Origin of the sequence: Microbacterium sp. H1-D42, assembly GCF_022637555.1 — a bacterium.
GTDB lineage: Bacteria > Actinomycetota > Actinomycetes > Actinomycetales > Microbacteriaceae > Microbacterium.
Genome location: NZ_CP093342.1, coordinates 3505704 through 3523525 on the forward strand (window position 1 = coordinate 3505704; position 17822 = coordinate 3523525).

16 protein-coding genes are annotated in these 17822 nt (G+C 69.2%); 5 read left to right on the forward strand and 11 right to left on the reverse strand.

Annotated features, from left to right (window positions below):
* The first annotated feature begins 41 nt into the window (after positions 1-41).
* The 4 genes from MNR00_RS16515 (at position 42) to MNR00_RS16530 (ending at position 4007) form a co-directional block, all read left to right on the forward strand.
* A complete protein-coding gene (locus MNR00_RS16515; protein WP_241926996.1) occupies positions 42-1343 on the forward strand; it encodes an FAD-dependent oxidoreductase in 1302 nt (433 codons plus the stop codon).
* Positions 1344-1512: 169 nt separating this feature from the next.
* Positions 1513-2592, forward strand: a complete 1080-nt coding sequence (gene arsB / locus MNR00_RS16520) for an ACR3 family arsenite efflux transporter (RefSeq protein ID WP_241926997.1) — start codon at positions 1513-1515, stop codon at positions 2590-2592.
* Positions 2589-3596 carry a metalloregulator ArsR/SmtB family transcription factor gene (locus MNR00_RS16525; RefSeq protein ID WP_241926998.1) on the forward strand — a complete coding sequence of 336 codons (1008 nt, stop codon included), beginning with the start codon at positions 2589-2591 and terminating at the stop codon, positions 3594-3596. The genes arsB and MNR00_RS16525 overlap by 4 nt, the downstream gene beginning before the upstream one ends.
* A 9-nt stretch (positions 3597-3605) precedes the next feature.
* A complete protein-coding gene (locus tag MNR00_RS16530; protein WP_241926999.1) occupies positions 3606-4007 on the forward strand; it encodes an arsenate reductase ArsC in 402 nt (133 codons plus the stop codon).
* Positions 4008-4052: 45 nt separating this feature from the next.
* On the opposite strand, the gene MNR00_RS16535 is transcribed toward MNR00_RS16530, so the two are convergent.
* From MNR00_RS16535 to MNR00_RS16555, 5 genes are all read right to left on the reverse strand, one after another.
* Positions 4053-4859 (reverse strand): SDR family oxidoreductase, encoded by an 807-nt coding sequence (locus tag MNR00_RS16535; protein ID WP_241927000.1) that lies wholly within the window; start codon positions 4857-4859, stop codon positions 4053-4055.
* Between the two features lies 1 nt (position 4860).
* Positions 4861-5937: an enolase C-terminal domain-like protein gene (locus tag MNR00_RS16540; protein WP_241927001.1), complete on the reverse strand. Its 1077-nt coding sequence runs from the start codon at positions 5935-5937 to the stop codon at positions 4861-4863.
* Positions 5934-6695, reverse strand: a complete 762-nt coding sequence (locus MNR00_RS16545; protein ID WP_241927002.1) for an SDR family oxidoreductase — start codon at positions 6693-6695, stop codon at positions 5934-5936. The genes MNR00_RS16540 and MNR00_RS16545 overlap by 4 nt, the downstream gene beginning before the upstream one ends.
* 56 nt (positions 6696-6751) lie before the next feature.
* Complete coding sequence (locus MNR00_RS16550; protein WP_241927003.1) at positions 6752-8137, reverse strand: hypothetical protein; 1386 nt, start codon at positions 8135-8137, stop codon at positions 6752-6754.
* Positions 8138-8212: 75 nt separating this feature from the next.
* Positions 8213-9565: an MFS transporter gene (locus MNR00_RS16555; protein ID WP_241927004.1), complete on the reverse strand. Its 1353-nt coding sequence runs from the start codon at positions 9563-9565 to the stop codon at positions 8213-8215.
* Between the two features lie 141 nt (positions 9566-9706).
* Between MNR00_RS16555 and MNR00_RS16560 the strand changes: the two genes are divergently transcribed.
* A complete protein-coding gene (locus MNR00_RS16560; RefSeq protein ID WP_241927005.1) occupies positions 9707-10366 on the forward strand; it encodes a GntR family transcriptional regulator in 660 nt (219 codons plus the stop codon).
* Between the two features lie 183 nt (positions 10367-10549).
* Here MNR00_RS16560 and MNR00_RS16565 read toward each other — a convergent pair whose 3' ends face one another.
* The 6 genes from MNR00_RS16565 to MNR00_RS16590 form a co-directional block, all read right to left on the reverse strand.
* Positions 10550-12712 (reverse strand): peptidase C14, encoded by a 2163-nt coding sequence (locus MNR00_RS16565; protein WP_241927006.1) that lies wholly within the window; start codon positions 12710-12712, stop codon positions 10550-10552.
* Between the two features lie 99 nt (positions 12713-12811).
* A complete protein-coding gene (locus MNR00_RS16570) occupies positions 12812-13762 on the reverse strand; it encodes a GNAT family N-acetyltransferase (RefSeq protein WP_241927007.1) in 951 nt (316 codons plus the stop codon).
* The gene (locus MNR00_RS16575) at positions 13762-14724 is read right to left on the reverse strand and encodes a hypothetical protein (protein WP_241927008.1); all 963 of its coding nucleotides are present in this window, start codon (positions 14722-14724) and stop codon (positions 13762-13764) included. The genes MNR00_RS16570 and MNR00_RS16575 overlap by 1 nt, the downstream gene beginning before the upstream one ends.
* Entirely contained in the window at positions 14721-15722 is a 1002-nt protein-coding gene (locus MNR00_RS16580; protein ID WP_241927009.1) for a hydroxyacid dehydrogenase, read from the reverse strand. Before MNR00_RS16580 ends, MNR00_RS16575 begins: the two co-directional genes overlap by 4 nt.
* Entirely contained in the window at positions 15719-16780 is a 1062-nt protein-coding gene (locus MNR00_RS16585) for a dihydrodipicolinate synthase family protein (protein ID WP_241927010.1), read from the reverse strand. Before MNR00_RS16585 ends, MNR00_RS16580 begins: the two co-directional genes overlap by 4 nt.
* The gene (locus tag MNR00_RS16590; protein ID WP_241927011.1) at positions 16780-17814 is read right to left on the reverse strand and encodes an epimerase; all 1035 of its coding nucleotides are present in this window, start codon (positions 17812-17814) and stop codon (positions 16780-16782) included. The genes MNR00_RS16585 and MNR00_RS16590 overlap by 1 nt, the downstream gene beginning before the upstream one ends.
* Positions 17815-17822: the final 8 nt, after the last annotated feature.

Consider the following 17822-nt stretch of genomic DNA (forward strand, 5'->3'; position numbering starts at 1 on the left):
AAACGTACTCGTATTGAAGTTCTTCGATTCGAGGAGATGTGATGTCCGAGCTTCCTGTCGTCGTCGTCGGAGCTGGCCCGCAGGGCCTGGCCGCCGCCGCCCATCTGACCGAGCGTGGCCTCGACGTGGTCGTCGTCGAACGCGGCGGGGGTGCTGGCGCGGCCGTGTCCGAGTGGGGGCACGTGCGCCTGTTCTCTGGCTGGCCGGAGCTGACAGACACTGCAGCCAGGCGCCTGCTCGAGCAATCCGGCTGGACCGCACCGGCGAGCGGTTACCCGACGGGGGACGAATGGGTGAGCGGCTATCTCGCACCCCTCGCCGATGCTCTCGGCGATCGAGTCCTCTACGACAGGACCGTGACCGGCATCGCGCGACAGGGGAGGGATAAGGTCGTCGCGAGCGGCCGGAAGAGCACCCCGTTCGTCGTGCACACCGTCGACCAAGACGGCCGCGATCGCCGCATCCTCGCCAGCGCTGTCATCGACGCGAGCGGCACCTGGTCCCTCCCCAACCCTGCGGGGGCCGACGGATACCCCGCGGCCGGGGAGGCGGTTTCCTCTGAGCGCATCTCCTACCGCATCCCCGATGATGTTTCAGCTCTCGCCGGTTCGCACGTGGTCGTCGTGGGTGCGGGCCATTCCGCGACGCATGCTGTCCTCCGCTTGAGCGAGCTGGCCCGCCGCGAGCCCGGCACTCGGGTGACCTGGCTGCTGCGCCGCGGGAGCGCCGCGAACATGTTCGGCGGTGGAGCGGGAGATGAGCTGCCCGAGCGGGCCGCGCTCGGATCCCGCGCGCGCAAGGTCATCGAGGCTGGGGTGGTCGAGGTAGTCACCGGATTCCGGGTCGCCGAGTTTGAGCAGGAGGGCGAAGCGGTGACCGTCATCGCGGAGAACGGCCACGAGATCTCAGGCGTCGCACATGTCTTCGCGCTCACCGGTTTCCGCCCGGACACCGGCATCCTGCGCGAGGTGCGCATCGACCTGGATGGATCACTCGAAGCCGTAGCTGGGATCGCATCGGAGATTGATCCGAACATCCACTCCTGCGGATCCGTCGGGGCCACTGGCGCGCGCCAGCTCGCGCAGCCCGAGCAGGACCTGTTCATCGTCGGCGCGAAGTCGTACGGGCGCGCACCGACGTTCCTCGCCCTCACCGGCTATGAGCAGGTGCGCAGCGTCGTCGCACACCTCGCCGGTGACCATGAGGCAGCCGCGCGGAACGAGCTCGTCCTCCCTGACACCGGAGTCTGCGGCGGTGCCGGCGGGTTCGATGCCGAGGGCAGCAGCTGTTGCGCAGCCCCTGCCCTGCTGCAGATCGGCGCACGCCCGGTCGCCGTCGACTGATAGACGCGTCGAGAGGTGGCGCCCGTATGGGCGCCGCCCTCTCGCGCACCCCGGGAAAGTGAAGCCTTGGTGAACAAGGTCGCACACGCACCATCGCTTGCTTCGATCTCTGTCAATATAGAGATGATTCGAAATAGGGGATCGGGGAGTTGGAGTGACTGTGACCGGGATGCCCGCTCAGACGAGTGCACGGAGGCTGTCGGCACTGGACCGTTGGCTGCCGCTGTGGATCGGGCTCGCAATGCTCGGCGGGCTCCTCGTGGGCCGCCTCATCCCGGCCGTGTCAGACCTGCTCACCCGACTCGAAGTCGGCGGGGTCTCCGTCCCGATCGCCCTCGGGCTGCTGGTGATGATGTACCCGGTACTCGCCAAGGTCCGCTACGACAAGGTCGCCGCCGTCACTGGGGACAAGAAGCTTCTTGTCTCCTCGCTGGTGCTGAACTGGCTGGTCGGTCCCGCGGTGATGTTCGCCCTCGCCTGGATCTTCCTGCCCGACCTGCCCGAGTACCGCACAGGACTGATCATCGTGGGTCTGGCGCGCTGCATCGCCATGGTCGTGATCTGGAACGACCTCGCCTGCGGCGACCGGGAGGCCACCGCCGTACTGGTCGCGATCAACTCGGTCTTCCAGGTCGTCGCCTTCTCCCTGCTCGGCTGGTTCTACCTCGCGGTCCTGCCAGGATGGCTGGGCCTGGGCACCCAGGGACTGGAGATCTCGGTCTGGCAGATCGCGCTGAACGTCCTGGTCTTCCTCGGCATCCCGCTCGTCGCCGGCTTCGCATCCCGCTGGATCGGCGAGCGTCGAAAGGGCCGCACTTGGTACGAAGAGAAGTTCCTCCCTGTGATCGGTCCGTGGGCTCTCTACGGGCTGCTGTTCACGATCGTGCTGCTGTTCGCGCTGCAGGGCGAGGCAATCACGCAGAATCCGCTCGACGTCGCTCGCATCGCGCTGCCGCTGCTGGTCTACTTCGCCATCATGTGGTTCACCGGCATCCTCACCGGCAAGGCGCTCGGGCTGAACTACGCCCGCTCCACGTCGCTCGCGTTCACCGCGGCTGGCAACAACTTCGAGCTCGCCATCGCGGTGGCCATCGGCACCTTCGGTGCCACATCTGGTCAGGCCCTCGCCGGAGTGGTCGGCCCGCTCATCGAGGTGCCGGTGCTAGTCGGGCTCGTCTACGTCTCACTCTGGGCGGCCAGCGCCTGGTTCCACACCGATCCACACACCGGCGAAAGGACCACCTCATGAACGCCGCACTCGCGGGCCCGGTCGACAACTGCACCCCGGTCGCTGCTCACGCCATCGGCCTCGCGTCGGCGACCACGGTCGCCGACGCGCTGAAGTCACTCGCCGATCCACTGCGACTGCGCATACTGTCGGCCATCTCGACGGATCCGCGCGGCGAGGTCTGCGTGTGCGACCTGTCCGAGCTCGCTGATGTGTCCCAGCCGACGATCTCCCACCATCTGAAGGTGCTCAAAGAGACCGGAATGCTGCTGTCGGAGCGTCGCGGCACCTGGGTGTACTACCGGATCGCTCCCGCCCGCCAAGGGGCCGTGACCGCACTGCTCGACGCATTCGCTCCCGCGGCCACGCTGGACGCCGCCGAGGACGGAGCCGAGCGCACGAAGGCGCTGCGCACCATGGATGCCCGGGTCACCCGCCTCGCCGAGGAACTCGCCGACGAACTGACTGAGCTGAACCACGATCTCGTCGTCGCGATCACCCGCGAATCCTTCGCAGGCCTCGTCCGCTCAGCGAAACTCACCCAGCACATGATCCCGCTGACTGAGCGGTTCGCCAGGCAGCGACTGGCCGACCTGAGCCGCGACCGCACGGCCGGGACCGCGCAGGTCCTGTTCGTCTGCGTCGCGAATGCCGGCCGCTCCCAACTGGCGGCCGCCCTGGTCAATCGGCTCGCGGACGGCAAGGTCATCGCACGCTCCGCCGGCTCGGCACCCGCCTCCGACGTGCACCCGCACGTCAGGTCGCTGCTCGCCGAGGTCGATAGCGAACTCGAAGCGGGCATCGCGTTCCCGAAACCCCTCACCGACGATGCCGTCCGCGCCGCCGACATCGTCGTGACCATGGGATGCGGCGACGTCTGTCCGATCATCCCAGGCATCCGCTACGAGGACTGGTCCGTCGGCGACCCGGCCCTGGCCTCCCCAGAAGGGGCCGCGGCCATCCGCGACGACATCGAGGCCCGCGTCCGCGACCTCCTGACCACACTGACCACTGACCACGCCTGAGGAACCACCGTGCCCGACACCAAGCCCTCCGTCCTCTTCGTCTGCGTGCACAACGCCGGCCGCTCCCAGATGGCCGCAGGGTTCCTGCGCGACATCGCCGGCGACCGCATCGAGGTGCGGTCGGCCGGTTCCATGCCGGCTGACCAGATCAACCCCGTCGCCGTGGAGGCCATGCGCGAGGAAGGCATCGACATCACCGCCGAACAGCCCAAGGTACTCACCACGGAAGCCGTGCAGGCCTCCGACGTGGTCATCACAATGGGCTGCGGCGACGCATGCCCGTTCTTCCCCGGCAAGCGCTATGAGGACTGGAAGCTCGATGACCCCGCCGGCCAGGGCATCGACGACGTCCGCCCGATCCGTGACGAGATCCGCGGTCGCATCGAACAGCTGTTCTCAGAGCTCATCTGACCAGCCTCGTCCATGGCTGGCCGGCGGGCACGCACGCGAGCGCTCTCAGCGCCGGATGTCGCCGAAGGATGCCGTCCACGCGCCGTCCACGGCGATGGACTGTCCGGTGAGGTAGGGCGCTTCGTCCGAGAGCAGGAACGCGGTCACCGCAGCGACTTCTTCGGCACGCGCGATCCGGCCCATCGGCGGACCTTCGGCGAGGGCGCGCTCTGCGGCGATGGGGTCGTCGGAGGCGGCGATCTGCGCCTCGAGGTGGGGAGTGCGCACGCCGCCCGGAGCGACGGTGTTGGCGCGGATGCCCTGTGCGCCGTAGCTGACGGCGACGCTGCGCGTCAGTGCGTCGATCCCGCCCTTGGTGAACTCGTACGCCCCGTGGTCGAGGAAGCTGGCCCTGCCATGGATCGAGCCGATGTTGACGATCGCCCCTGGCGTGCCCTGCTCGAGAAAGGCCGATACAGCCACCGAGCATCCCCAGACGTAGCCGAAGCCGTTGATGCCCACGATCTCGCGCACCAGGTGCTCATCGATCTCGTGCAGCGGGGTCTGCTTGGTGATGCCGGCGTTGTTCACCCAGCCGGCGAGCGGCGCGATCGCCCGCGCCTTCTCGGCCGCCGCCAGGTGCGCCTGCCGGTCGGCGGCGTCGCCGAGCACGACGTCGGCGACGATGCCCTCTTCAAGGGTTCCTGATCCCGGTGAGCGCTCCAGCCCGACCACGATCCAGCCGTCGGCGGTGAGCCGTTCGGCGATGGCCCGGCCGATGCCCTTGCCGCTGCCGGTCACCACGACGCTGCGTGCACCGGCCTCTGCGCTGCGCGCACCGGCCTCGACGACCTCGGACTGCTGCTCGACCATCTCAGATCTCCTCGAACTCGAACACCGTCGGATCCAGTGCGAACCCAAGACCCGCGGCATCGGCCGGGCGGACGCGCCCCTCGAAGTGGGGACCTCCGGTGATGAACGACGGGGCGGGGTCGTAAGGATTCACGCCGCGCGCGAACGTCTCCACACCGATGCCGAGGTGCGCCGTGACCTCGGGGTACACGTGCCCTGACACCGGCACCCCGCGCGACCCGGCCCAGTGGATCATCTCGCGAGCGGGCGTGACGCCGCCGATCGCGACGACGTCCAGCCGCAGCACATCGACCCCGCCGACGTCGACCAGTGCCTTCAGCACGGCCGGGTCTGTGACCTCGTCACCCACGGATACGGGCAGACCGGTCTCCGCCTTGATGCGCGCGACTCCAGCGGCGTCCTCGGGCAGCAGCGGGTCCTCCAGCCAGGCCAGGCGCGCTGAATCCCACTGTGCGATCTCGGCGATCGCGACGTCGGCACTGGGCCAGCCGAAGCCGACATCGACGACGAGACCGGTGGATGCGGGGAGCTCGGCGTTCAGCATCCCGATCAGCTCTCGCATATATGCCGGATCCGGCATGCGCGAGATCTTGACGTTGGTCCAGCCATCGGCCTGCGCGATCACCTCGTCAGCGACCTCGCGGGGAGTGCGTCCCGGCGTCGGGTAAGCGGCGACGAGCATCGACTCCCGCGGTGCGTCGCCGGTGCCGAGCAGGCGCCACAGCGGCTGGCCGGCACGGCGGGCCGCGATGTCCCACAGGGCGATGTCCACCAGGCCGATCGCGCGACGCACGAGGCCGACGCGTCCGACGATGGCGCTGCCGCGCAGCATCCGCTCCCACGCTGTCGCGGGATCATCGGCATCCTGTCCGAGTGCGTGCACGGCGACGAGCCGCTCGACGATCTCGGCCATCGGCGCCTCGCGCGAGAGGCAGTACGCGAAGCCCTGGGTGCCGTCATCGGCGGTCACCCGCACCGCCGTGTACTCGCGGCGTGACACGGTCATCGCACCCAGCTGCAGCGGCGCGGGCAGCGGCAGCACCGTTGTGGCGGTGTCGATGCGCGCGATCGTCGTCATTCGGGCTTCTTCGCCAGCGGCACGCCGTAGTCGATCATGAAGCCGCCGTCGACATACAGCGTCTGGCCATTCATGTAGCGGGACTGGTCCGAGACGAGAAAGCTCACTGCCGCAGCGATCTCGCTCGCATCTGCCAGGCGCTTGGCGGGGATGCGCGAGAGGATCGTGTCGAGGCTGAGCGTGCCGGCTTCGACGCCCTGGCGGAAGACGCCGGTGTCGACGTAGCCGGGGGCGACGGCGTTGACGCGCACGCCGCGGGCGGCCCATTCGGCGCCGGCAGTGGAGGTGAGGCCGATGACGGCGGCCTTCGTGGTGGCGTACGGCGCACGACCGGCAGACCCTCGCGACGAGATCGACGAGATGTTCACGATGCGACCCCCGCCGTGGGCGAGCATGCGGCGACCGGCCGCCTGCAGGCAGGTGAAGACGCCGTGCAGGTTGACGTCGACGACCGCCGCCCATTCGTCCCAGGTGAGGTCCTCGAGTCCGCGGTGACGCTGGATGCCGGCGTTGTTCACGAGCACCTCGATGGGCCCGAACTCGGCTTCGATCTCACCGAAGACGCGGTCGACACCGTCGTGATCCGTGACGTCGAGCTCACGCCAGACGATGCCGACAGGATTCTCATCGGCCGTCAGGCCGGGAACCCGGTCGGCGGCGATCACGCGGTAGCCGTCAGCGGCGAGGCGCTGGCCGATCTCCCAGCCGATTCCTGCCGAGCCGCCGGTGACGATGGCGACGGGGTTCTGAGCGGTCATGGTTCTCCTCGCTGAGGGTGAAGATTTGCTATAGCAAGTGTAGCGGGATGCTGTGGCTAGCGCCCCAGCACCTCGGCCACGACGGCGATGGCGTGTTCTTCGAGCAGCTCGAGAGCCCCCGCCGCCAGCGGCGTCTGCCAGGCCTGGTAGGCGCCGCGCTCGTACGCCTCGCGCGTCGGCAGGTACACGAAGCCCGGGCCGTTGGTGAGGTTCATCACGACGATCGGCACATCGGGGAAGCGCGCGCGCAGTGTGGTCTGGAGTCGCGAGTACGCCTCACCGGGATGCGCGATGAGGACCGCGTCGCCCAGTCGCCAAGCCCAGAGCGGATGCTGCACGGTCGGGCCGGTGATGTAGCCGTCGCGCAGGTTGCGGGCGCGCCCCAGGCGCTCGTCGCGAGAGCGCGGGTCGATGTCCTTCCACTCCTCGGCGAGCTCCTCGAGGGTGGGCAGGTCACGCAGAGGCAGCTCGACGGATGCCACGATGGCTGCTGCCCCGTCACCGCCGTGCGCCGCACGACCCGTCCAGATCGCCAGGGGTGCGCCTGATTCCACGATGCCGTCCAGGGTCAGTTCTTCCCCCGGCGCGGGCAGCGAGTCCAGCGCCGCCATCACCGCGTGTCCGAGTGAGCGGCCGTGACGATCGGCGACGGAGACGTCTCCGGTGTACTGCTCGCGCGGCGCCAGCTCGCCCGCGGCGCCCTGCACGAACAGGCACGGAGCACCGGTCGCCTGCTCGACGATCTCGCGCATCGCCCCGACGTAGTCGGGCGAGACCTCGCGCGACTGCCAGGCCAGCGTCGTCGGATGACAGGCGTAGTTCACCAGGGTGGCCACAACGGCGCCGCCGACGCTGATGCGACCGATCGTGACGGTGTCGTCGGCGACGCCAGCAGGGTTGTAGCCGACCAGTGCGCGACCGTCGACATCGAGTTCGCGGTCGGCGGCGAGAGTGCAGCGGCCGGATGCCCATTCGATGAGCCCCCGCTGTGCAGCATCCAACGCCTCGCGCCCGGCCGCGATCCCTGCTGCGGCGAGTGCCTCGAGGTACCCGGGGATGAGCTCCCCGCCCGGCAGGTGCGCATCTGCCGCGCACAGCACCGCACCGGCGTGGGTGTGCGACAGCGAGAGCATCAGCTGGTCAGCATCCAACCCGAGCCCGGCGAGGATCGCGCCACGCACTCCCTGCTCGTCGGCGACACGACGCCACCACGTGCCGTCCACCGCCAGCAGCATGCGCGGGCGGTCATCGGCGGCGATGATGGCGAGCGCCGTCAGCTCGAACGGGCGGTGGGCACCCTCGGAGCGCTCCCAGTCGGCGGGCCCCCAGTTCTTCGCGCGGATGCCGACCGGCGGCGTGATGTCACGTCGCGCGACGCCGACGCGCGCGTCGGTGCGGGGCACCCGGATGCGGTCGCCGAGACTGGTGGCCGAGAAGGTCATTGATGCGTCTCCATGATTTCCATGATGGTCGGGTTCAGGTGATTCGGTGGGGGCCACCCACGGCCCCCACCGAATTCAATGGGCGGCGACCTTGATCGGTTCGACTTCGGGCACCGTGGTGAAGTCGGCACGACGGCTGAGCACGAAGGCGACTGCCGCTCCGAGCAAGGTGAGCGCCGAAATCAGCAGCAGTCCCCAGATCGCCGATCCGGTCGTCTGGCTGATCCAGCCGATCGCGTACGGACCCGCAAAGCCGGCGAGGTTGCCGACGGAGTTGATGAAAGCGAGTCCTGCAGCAGCTGCCGTGCCGGTGAGGACCATCGGCGGCAGACTCCAGAACAGCGGCGTCGTGGAGAACAGCGCCGACATTCCGACACACAGTGCCGCCAGTGCCAGCACAGGCGTGTTCTGTGCAGCCACCGCTGCGATCAGCGAGAGCGCGGTGATGGAGAGCGTGATGCTGATCTGCAACGGGATGTTGCCCTGTTTTCGGGCCGCCCTCTCCCAGGGAAGCATCACGAGCGCCGCGCACAGGTTGGGCAGGGCGACCAGCCATCCGGTGGTCGAGTTCGAGAAGTCGCCCATGCTCTTGACGATCGTCGGCAGCCACATGCCCAGTCCGTAGGCACCGAACACGACCCCGAAGAACAGCACGATGAGCGTCCACAGCCGTCCATTGCTGAACACCTCGCGAAGGCGCAGTCTGCCGTGCGTCTTCTCGGTCGCCTCGGTCTCGGCGGCAAGCGTGTCTGTGATCCACCGCTGCTCTGCGCGGTTCAGCCAGCGCGCGTCCTGCGGGCGGTCGGGGAGCCAGAACCACACGACGAATGCGAGCACCACGGCAGGGATGCCCTGCAGCAGGAAGACGAGCTGCCACCCCTGCAGGTTCCACATGCCGTCCAGACCCAGCATCCACCCCGACAAGGGCGCGGCCACTGCATTCGCGATCGGGTTCGACAGCACGAAGACGACCAGCACCTGGGTTCGGTACTGACGGGGGAACCACAGCGTCAGGTACAGCAGCACGCCGGGGAAGAAGCCCGCCTCGGCGATGCCGAGGATGAAGCGCGCAATCGCGAATTGCGTGCCGTCCTGCACGAATGCCGTCAGAGAGGCGACGATTCCCCACGAGATCATGATGCGCGCGATCCACTTGCGAGCACCGAACTTCTCAAGCAGCAGGTTGCTCGGCACCTCGAACAGCAGGTAGCCGATGAAGAAGATTCCGGCGGCGAACCCGAAGGCCGCTTCGGTGATCTGCAGCGCCTGCGTCATCTCCAGCTTCGCGAAACCGGCATTGTTGCGGTCGATGTACGCGATCAGGTAGAGCAGCCCGAGAAACGGACCAAGCCTCCAGATCGCCTTCTTCATCGCCGCGGCGCCGATGTCTGCGGTTGCGCTTGCTGCGCCGTCTGACCTGCCTGTCATGACAACTCCTTCGTTACTCACGTTTGCTATAGCATCTAGCAAAACGGGACATTTGTCTACTCCCGGGGTGCAATGCCATAGCATCGGTCGAGCAGGAGGGCGCGATGCCCAGACATGACATCGCCCCGGGGAGGTCACAGGATGCGCGCGGTTTCGGATCAGAACATCGCCGAGCAGGTCACCGACGAGCTGCGTGCCGCGATCCACTCCGGCGAGCTGGCACCGGGTGATCGTCTGGTCGAGCGCAAGCTCGCCGAACGCCTCGGCGTGAGCCACATCCCGGTGCGCGAAGCGCTCACCCGCCTCGCCGAAGAGCGCCTGATCACCAGGGAGCCGCGGCGCGGCGCGCGAGTGGCGGCCCTGACCGCACAGGACCTCGAAGAGATCGCCAGCCTTCGGATCGTGCTCGAGCAGTTCATGGCCATCCGCGTGCAGGAGCGGTGGACCACGGCCTCTGCCGAACGTCTGCAGCAGATCATCGACGCGATGGAAGCAGCCGAAGTCGGCGACATGACCGAAGTGCTCCGCCAGGACCGCGCGTTCCACGAGGCACTCGCGGAACTCAGCGAGCACCGCTTCCTCACCGAGCTGAGCGCGCAGCTGCGCGGGCGCATCACCGGATTCATCAGTGCGGCGAACGCCGCCCTGCCCCCTGCCGAGCAGGCCGAGCACGTCCGCAGCCACCGCGAGATCATGGATGCCATCGCCAGCGGCGATCCCGATGCGGCGCGCGATGTGATCGCCCAGCACGTGAAGCGGGCCTTCGAGCGCATCGAGCCGCTCTCCGAGCCCGAGGCCTGACCGGCCGCGAGGCCCTGGAGCGCAGCATCCGTCGTGCCGGATCACTGACGCTCCGCGCCCCACGTGGCGTGTCGCGAGACCGACACACCACGTGCGGACCGCTCCATCAGTAATCCGACACATGGCACCGGCCCGCGACGCCGGCCGCCGGGGCCCTGACCAGCAGGAACCCGGGCGACCGGATCAGGCGATCGCGTTGGTGGCGATCACGACAGCATCCGACTCCTCTGGCATCGCCGTGCGCTTGACGCCGATCTCGACGTTCGACGAGTGCACCAGGGTCGAGCCCTTGCCGAACGCCGCCGGCGCCAGCTGCAGCGACCCTCCCTCGAAACGCGTGCCGACCGCGCGGTAGTGGTTCGCGCCGCCCTCGAGCTGCACGTGCACGCTGTCCGCGCCGCGGAACGCGCTGTGCGCCAGCGTGAGGTCGAGCCGGCCGTCGCCCTTGCGCGAGATCGCCGCGCCGCGGGCATCCGACACCTCGGTGCCGACCACGTCGACCGTCTGCCCGGCAGCGCCGGCGGCGACCAGACGCACACCCGACAGGGTCGAGCCGTCGAACCGCACCTTGGCGGAGGCCACAGTGACGGCATCCGATTCGGCGGCCGCCGTCAGCGTCGAGCCGCGGAAGGTCACGGGCGCCGGCCCGTTGATCTTCATCCCGCCGACGCCGTCCAGCACCGTGTCGACGAACGTGATCGGCTCCTTGACCGTCGCGTTGGTGAGCTCACCCGGAGCGACGAAGGTGAAGTGCGAGTCGGTGATCACCGTCGGCCGCGACGAGACGTTCGACGCCTGCGTGATGATCAGCGTGTCAGAAGCAGTGCAGCCGCGCAGCTGCGCGCCGTCGGCGTTGATCCACAGCATGCCCGACCCCGCCAGCGACTTCTTGCCGATGACCTGCACGTCCTCAAGCGTCAGATCGGTGACCTTCACGCGCGCGACGAACCACGAGCAGACGTGCTTGCGCACGGTGATCCGCTTGGCGGCAGAACCCCAGGCCGCACCCGAATTCGCGAACGTCATCAGACCGGAGTTGCCGACGTAGGTGAGGTCGTGCTCGTACTGGCCGTGCGTGACGAACGGGCCCTGGTCATCGCCGTCGCCATGGCAGTTCTCGACCAGGCAGTACGCGCTGGCGGTCCAGTCGTTGAGGTGACGGGCGTTCGACGTGTGGCAGTTGGCGACGTAGCCGTACAGGCAGTAGATCTGCTGCGTGAGATAGCCCGCACCGCCCCAGGTGACCGAGGTGGGGTTGGTCAGATTGCACTCGGTCGTGGAGAAGTACGTGTTCCAGCGACGCTGGATGAGCGGCCAGAACGTGCCGGTGCCGTCGATGTGGTCGACGTCGCAGCGCACCGCGTACTCGAAGGCGAGCGGATGCGATCCGGTGAGCTCGTCCGTGCCCTTGCCGAGGAAGCGCAGGTTCGACACCGAGACGTCCTGCACCGGCTTGACGTGCCGCCAGGTCATGACGCGATCCTTGCCGAGCGTCCAGCCGTTCAGGTAGTTCACGCGGATGTGCGTGCCATCGATGATCTGCGTCACCTGCACCAGACGCTGCAGCTCTCGCTCCCAGCGGCCGGTGAGTGCGTTCACCTCGGCGGCGTACCAAGCGCCGACAGCGAAGAACGATGAGTCGCCAACAGGGAACACGTCGGAGTTGTCCGGCACGACCTCGCCGAGCTTGGCCTCGTGCACGGCGTCGGTGACCTCACCCTGGAAGAACATCACCGCGGCGAAGGGGTCGTTCCGCGGCGCGTCCTCGATGCCCTCGGTGGTCATCAGGTGGTTGCCGAAGTCGAACGCCAGGTTCGACCGGGTGAACTTGTGGCGCCGCACGAAGTTCAGGTCGGTGTGCGCTTCGATGCGAGTGATCGAGGCGTCCGCGACCATGGCATCCAGGGCATCGTCCGCGTTCTGCTTCGGCCCGAAGACGCCGAAGACGCGGAAGTCGACGGTGCCAGAGTGCACCAGCACCCAGCTGCCCTTCTTGCCCTCGAGCACCGTGCCGCCGTTGGCCCCAGGGGCGTCCTTCGTCACGAACCGGTACAGCGCACCGCCGCCGTCGCCGGCGGCAGTGCGTCCTGCGGTCCGCACGAGGTCGCCGACCTTCGCGTTGAGCTTCGCCAGCGCAGCGGCATCGGATGCTGCGCCGACCGAGTTCGTCGCCGTGGACTTCATCGGCGCGGCCGGTCCTGCCGCCTGCGCGACCGACGGCGCGGACACCGCCGCAACACCGCCGATGGCGGCTGCCGTGAACCCGGCGAGCACCATGCGTCGGCTGCGCACCTGTGCGGTCGTCTCGGTGGCGGACGTCTCTGTGGGTGTCTCCTGATGCGTCATCGTCATCCTCCTTGCGGCGTCGTCACCGCGGTCAGTGCGCGCGACAGACCGCGCGCGTCCCTCCCACCCGGGTGCTCCGGGCAGGCTTCGAGCCATGGCTCAGAAGTAGTCGGCCGCCGTGAAATGGCGGATGCTGCCGAGCCGGGGTTCCCGGCGCAGCGCCCTGGTCATGCCGGTGCGGTCGGCGGTGTACGCGGCGTCAGGGGCGAAGTCGCGGATCGCCTGGTGCTGCGCGGAGTCCGGCACCGCCTCTGGCACGCCGATGTTGCACGTGGCGACACCGGCGGCGGCCCAGTCGGTGGTGATCGCCGCGAGCAGCGCGCGCCAGACCTCCGCCTCTCCTGCGACTGCAGGTGCCACCGCGATCTCGTCGACGATCCCCGTCACGATGCCGTCATCGTGGGAGATGCGCGCGACGGCGTAGCCGAGCAGCACGGCCCCGCTGCACACCGTGTAGATCGGCGCTCCCTGCAGGCGCACGGCGGCCATCGCCCAATCCACACTGCGGCGCACTGGCGCCAGCGTGACCCCGGCCCGCGAGTTCTCGTAGACGGGGCGCGCCCAGTCGAAGGCGCCGGGGCCGACTGTGGTGCGCGCCACATCGAGAGAGCGTTCGCCGGCGGTGCTCGGCGCCCACGCACCGGTCAGGCTCCGCCGCATCTCGAACGTCTCGAATCCGCTGGAGCGGTACACGTCGGGGGTTCCGGTGAACAGCAGAGCCCAGTCCGCGTCTGCCGCGCCGTCGAGCGAGGCGGCGACGAGCCGCCGCGCCAGTCCCTGCCCCCTGGCGTGCGCGGCGACCGCGACGCTGCCGATGCAGTGCACCAGCGCGGTGTCGCCATCGCTCTCGCGCAGGCGCTTGGGCAGACCCCAGATCGATCCGCAGATGCCGGAGTCGTCGACGGCGACCACCGTGTGCTCCAGGCGGCGGCGGTCGATCAGCCACTGGTCAGGCGACAGCCGCTGGTCGAACGCGGAGTCCCACAGGTCGGCGAGTGCGACGGCATCCGTCGCCTCTGCCAGGCGGATCGTCGCGATGTCGGATGCCATCATGCTCCTCTCGATGCCTGCCCGGCGCGGGCGAATGCCGCGGCGCGAATCGTGTTGCCGACGACAGTGCGCGCCTGCGCCCAGGGCGCCGGCACCCGCCCGGCCGGCGCGGCCTCGAGCAGCGCACGCACCAGGCCGGCGAAGCCGAGCTGCTCCATCGGCGCGTCGACGTCGAGCTCGACCGTTCGCAGTCCGCGCGCCGTGAGCACGTCGACGGCGTACCGATCCGGCCCTGGGATGCCCGTCACCATGACCTGCGCGGGGACAGGTCGTCCACCCTCGGGTCGGCGCAGCAGACCGTCGATGCCTGCCGCGTCCTCGGAGCGCGTCGTGGATCCGGTGGATCGACGGGTCCACCCCGACGTGGGATCGAATGTGCCACCGGGCACGACGCTGTCGACGAGGTCCCAGGCGTGCACGCCGACGGTCACCAGCGTGCCGCCGCCGCGAGCGGGGTCATCCTGCCAGGCGCGTCCCGGCAACTGGAAGCCGGCGTTGTCGTGCTGCACGTGCACGCGGATGCCGATGATGTCCTCATCGGCGACCTCTTCGGCCAGACGCTGCACCGCGGGCGCGAAGCGCAGCACTGAGGCGGTGCCGACCGGCGCCCGAACGGACTCGAGGGCGCTCTCCCAGGTGGCGAACTGCGCATCGGTGGCGGCGACGACCTTGTTGAAGAAGACCGGCATCGTGGCATCCGACTCGTGCAGGCCACGCAGCAGCCGCAGGGACTCCTCGGGACGCGGGGTCGCGATGAGCACATCGGGCTTCAGGGCGACGAGCTCGGCGACCGTGCGCACGACGCGGGCGCCGCAGCGCTCGGCGAACGCCGTCGCGGCTTCGCCATCGGAGTCCTGCACGGCGACCACCTCGGCGCCCAGCGCCAGGGCGTTCGCCGCATCGGTGTGCGGATGCGAGTGCGCGAGCCCTGCGAAGGCGACGCGCAGCGGCGCAGCGGTCATGCCATCGAGGACAGCTGCTCGCGCGAGATCGCGTGCTCGAGCGAACCGTCCGCCAGGTGCGATTCGATCTCACCTGCCACGATGTGGCCGAGGCTCAGCCTGCCCTCGCGACTGCCGGCGGCGCGATGCGGCGTCAACAGCACCCCTGGCAGTGAGCGGAACCCGCTGTCGGCGGCCAGCGGCTCCTCGTCGAACACGTCGATCGCCGCGGTGATGCGGCCGGTGCGCGCCTCGGCGAGCAGGGCCGACTCGTCGACCAGCCACGAGCGCGCCGTGTTGACCAGGCCGGCGCCGTCTGGCATCAGGGCCAGCTCGTCGGCACCGATCAGGTGGTGCGTCTCGGGCAGCGTGGGCGCGTGCACCGCCACGATGAGAGCGCGGCGCATGGCCTCATCGAGCGGGGTGAGCTCGGCGCCCAGGTCTGCTGCGGCAGCGGCATCCAGCGTCGGGTCGACGAGCAGCGGCCGCGCACCGAGGGCGCGGATCATCGCGAGGTACGCACGTCCGGTGCGCGAGGCGCCGATCACGGCGATCGGGGCGTTCAGGATCTCGTGCTGCACGCCGGCGGTGCGCTCGTCGTACCAGCCGCCGTCGCGCAGGCCGTGGTGCATGGTCGGAATGCGGTGCAGCAGCGCCAGGGTGAACGCCAGCGAGACCTCGGCGACCGAGCGCGCCATGCCCGCACCCGCCTGGGTGACCAGGATGCCGCGGTCGAACAGTTCGTCGGTGACGAACGGCTTGACCGTCGCGCCGGTGTGCGCGACGAGGCGCAGCCGGGGCATCCGGTCGAGTCGCGCGGCGTCGAGCGGGCCGAGGCCCCAGCTCGTCACGAGGATCTGCACGTCCTGCAGATCGGCCGCATCCTCGAGCCGGTCCACGCGCAGGAACGATCCGCCGAGGCGCTCGGCGGCGCCCTTCAGTCGGTCGGTGTCCTCGGCCGAGAAGAACTCGGCGAAGAGGCTCTCCGACACGACCGCGACGATGCTCGGGGCGCTCATCTCAGCCACTTCTCCAGATTCTCGGCGATGAAGGCATCGTCGTTGAGCTCGGGGTAGGCGAGCCGCACCCGCTCGATCTCCTCCGCCTGGCCTGGCGACAGCCCCTCGTGCGGGTCGAGGCACCACGTGCCCTCGAGCAGTCCCTGCTGGCGCAGCATCTCGTGCACGCCGGCGATGACGCCGTGGAAGTCATTGCCCGGATCGAAGACCGCCTGGTTGACATCGACCATGTCCGAGGCGACGCGTCCGAGGCGCTGATAAGCCTCGACGTCGCCGGCAGCGGCGCGGTGCGCCTCGTCGACCAGGGTCACGGCAGCGCGCGTTCCCACGGCCCACTGGCCGAGCAGCCCGCCGACGAAACGCAGCGTTCGCGGCCCCTGAGGCGAATCGACGTGGAACTCACTGAGCAGATCCGCGACGATCGCGTCGTCGTTGCCGGTGTACAGCGCGATCTCGTCAGCGCGACCGGACGCGGCGACGCCGCGCACCAGTTCGAGCGTGCGGTAGCGGTCGAAGGGCGCGGCCTTCACGGCGACCACAGCGGGGATCGACGCGAACTCGCGCCAGAACTCGCGGTCGAGCACCGGTCCGCCGATCGCCGTCTGCAGGTAGAAGCCGACGACGGGCAGCACCTCGCCCACGGCCCTGGCCCGATCGAGGAGCGCCCGGTTGTCTGCCCCTGAGACGCGGGGACTGACCAGCACTGCGTCGTAGCCGAGGCCGCGAGCGAGTTCTGCCTCTGCCACAGCCTGCTCGGTGCCGCCGGCGACACCGGCGATCCGCACGACCTCCGGCCCGGCGGCCTTCAGCTCTTCTGCGGCGAGCGCGAGCACCGGCTCGAACAGGGCGTGCTCGGGGTCGCGGATCTCGAACTGCGTGGTGTGCACCCCGACGGCGACACCGCCAGCGCCTGCGTCGAGGTAGTAGCGCGTCAGTGCGCGCTGGCGTCGCTCGTCGAGTCGACGCTCAGCGGTCAGGGCGAGCGGGTGTGCGGGGATGACCGCGCCACGGGCAAGGGTCTGCGCGGCTTCGGGGCGCAGAGCGGGTACAGCGGTCATCAGAACTTTCCGTCTCGAACGGCCCACTTGGTCGGCTTCGCGGTCATCGGCAGGTCGGCCTGCATCCACGCCGCCTGCCACTGGATCAGCGTCTCGGCAGAGACCGCGGGGTAGCCGAACAGCGCCATGCAGCGACGGGCATCGCTGAGCAGCGCGGTCGGATGCGGCTCGTCGACGAGAGTGACCTCGCGATCGAGCAGGTCGCCGAAGCGGCGGGCGATCGATTCGACGCTGAGCAGCTCGGGTCCGGTGAGGTTGATGGTGAACACGTCTGACGAGGCGTGCAGCAGGCTGCGCAGCACCACCTCGTTCGCGTAGCCCTGCCAGATCACGTTGACGTTGGCGGTGGCCACCGAGACCGGTTCGCCCGCGAACACGGCGCTGCCGATGTCTGCGAGCACGCCGTAGCGCAGGTCGACGGCGTAGTTCAGACGGATGATCGACACCTTCGTGCCGCGCTCCTGCGCACCGAACTCGAAGACCCGCTCGCGTCCGAGGCAGGACTGCGCGTACTCCCCGATCGGCGACGGCGTGACCTCTTCAGACGCTCCGCCAGAGGATGCCGGCAGGAACGGGTACACGTTTCCGGTCGAGAGCACGGCGATGGCGCTGTCGCGGTAGCGGCGCGCGATGCGGTCGGGCAGCGCGGCGTTGACCTCCCAGGCCCACGACGGGCTGGTGGCAGCACCGAACTTCGCGCCGACCATGAACACCACGTTCGGGGCATCCGGCAGCGATGAGAAGTCGTCGTTCTCGATGAGGTCGAACGGGATGACCTCGACGCCGGCGCTCTGCAGACGCTCGACGACCACCGGGTCGCCGAAGCGCGAGACGGCGTACACGGTGTCGTCGGCGCGGCCGGCGGCATCCATCGCCTTGCGGGCGAGCATCGCCAGCGTCGGGCCCATCTTGCCGCCCGCCCCGAGGATGACCAGGTCGCCCGAGCTGCTGGCGAAGTCGTCGACGAGCGCCGCACTGGGCGTCGCGAGCACCTGCTCTAGCTCGTCCTCTGACGTGAATCTGTGCTGTGACACGGTGTTCA

Coding starts and splice junctions, on each gene's coding strand:
- MNR00_RS16555 (WP_241927004.1), bottom strand. CDS start 9,565: ATGACAGGCAGGTCAGACGGCGCAGCAAGCGCAACCGCAGACATCGGC.
- MNR00_RS16540 (WP_241927001.1), bottom strand. CDS start 5,937: ATGACGACGATCGCGCGCATCGACACCGCCACAACGGTGCTGCCGCTG.
- MNR00_RS16565 (WP_241927006.1), bottom strand. CDS start 12,712: ATGACGCATCAGGAGACACCCACAGAGACGTCCGCCACCGAGACGACC.
- MNR00_RS16545 (WP_241927002.1), bottom strand. CDS start 6,695: ATGACCGCTCAGAACCCCGTCGCCATCGTCACCGGCGGCTCGGCAGGA.
- MNR00_RS16570 (WP_241927007.1), bottom strand. CDS start 13,762: ATGGCATCCGACATCGCGACGATCCGCCTGGCAGAGGCGACGGATGCC.
- MNR00_RS16515 (WP_241926996.1), top strand. CDS start 42: ATGTCCGAGCTTCCTGTCGTCGTCGTCGGAGCTGGCCCGCAGGGCCTG.
- MNR00_RS16560 (WP_241927005.1), top strand. CDS start 9,707: ATGCGCGCGGTTTCGGATCAGAACATCGCCGAGCAGGTCACCGACGAG.
- MNR00_RS16585 (WP_241927010.1), bottom strand. CDS start 16,780: ATGACCGCTGTACCCGCTCTGCGCCCCGAAGCCGCGCAGACCCTTGCC.
- MNR00_RS16550 (WP_241927003.1), bottom strand. CDS start 8,137: ATGACCTTCTCGGCCACCAGTCTCGGCGACCGCATCCGGGTGCCCCGC.
- MNR00_RS16575 (WP_241927008.1), bottom strand. CDS start 14,724: ATGACCGCTGCGCCGCTGCGCGTCGCCTTCGCAGGGCTCGCGCACTCG.
- MNR00_RS16535 (WP_241927000.1), bottom strand. CDS start 4,859: ATGGTCGAGCAGCAGTCCGAGGTCGTCGAGGCCGGTGCGCGCAGCGCA.
- arsB (WP_241926997.1), top strand. CDS start 1,513: ATGCCCGCTCAGACGAGTGCACGGAGGCTGTCGGCACTGGACCGTTGG.
- MNR00_RS16525 (WP_241926998.1), top strand. CDS start 2,589: ATGAACGCCGCACTCGCGGGCCCGGTCGACAACTGCACCCCGGTCGCT.
- MNR00_RS16580 (WP_241927009.1), bottom strand. CDS start 15,722: ATGAGCGCCCCGAGCATCGTCGCGGTCGTGTCGGAGAGCCTCTTCGCC.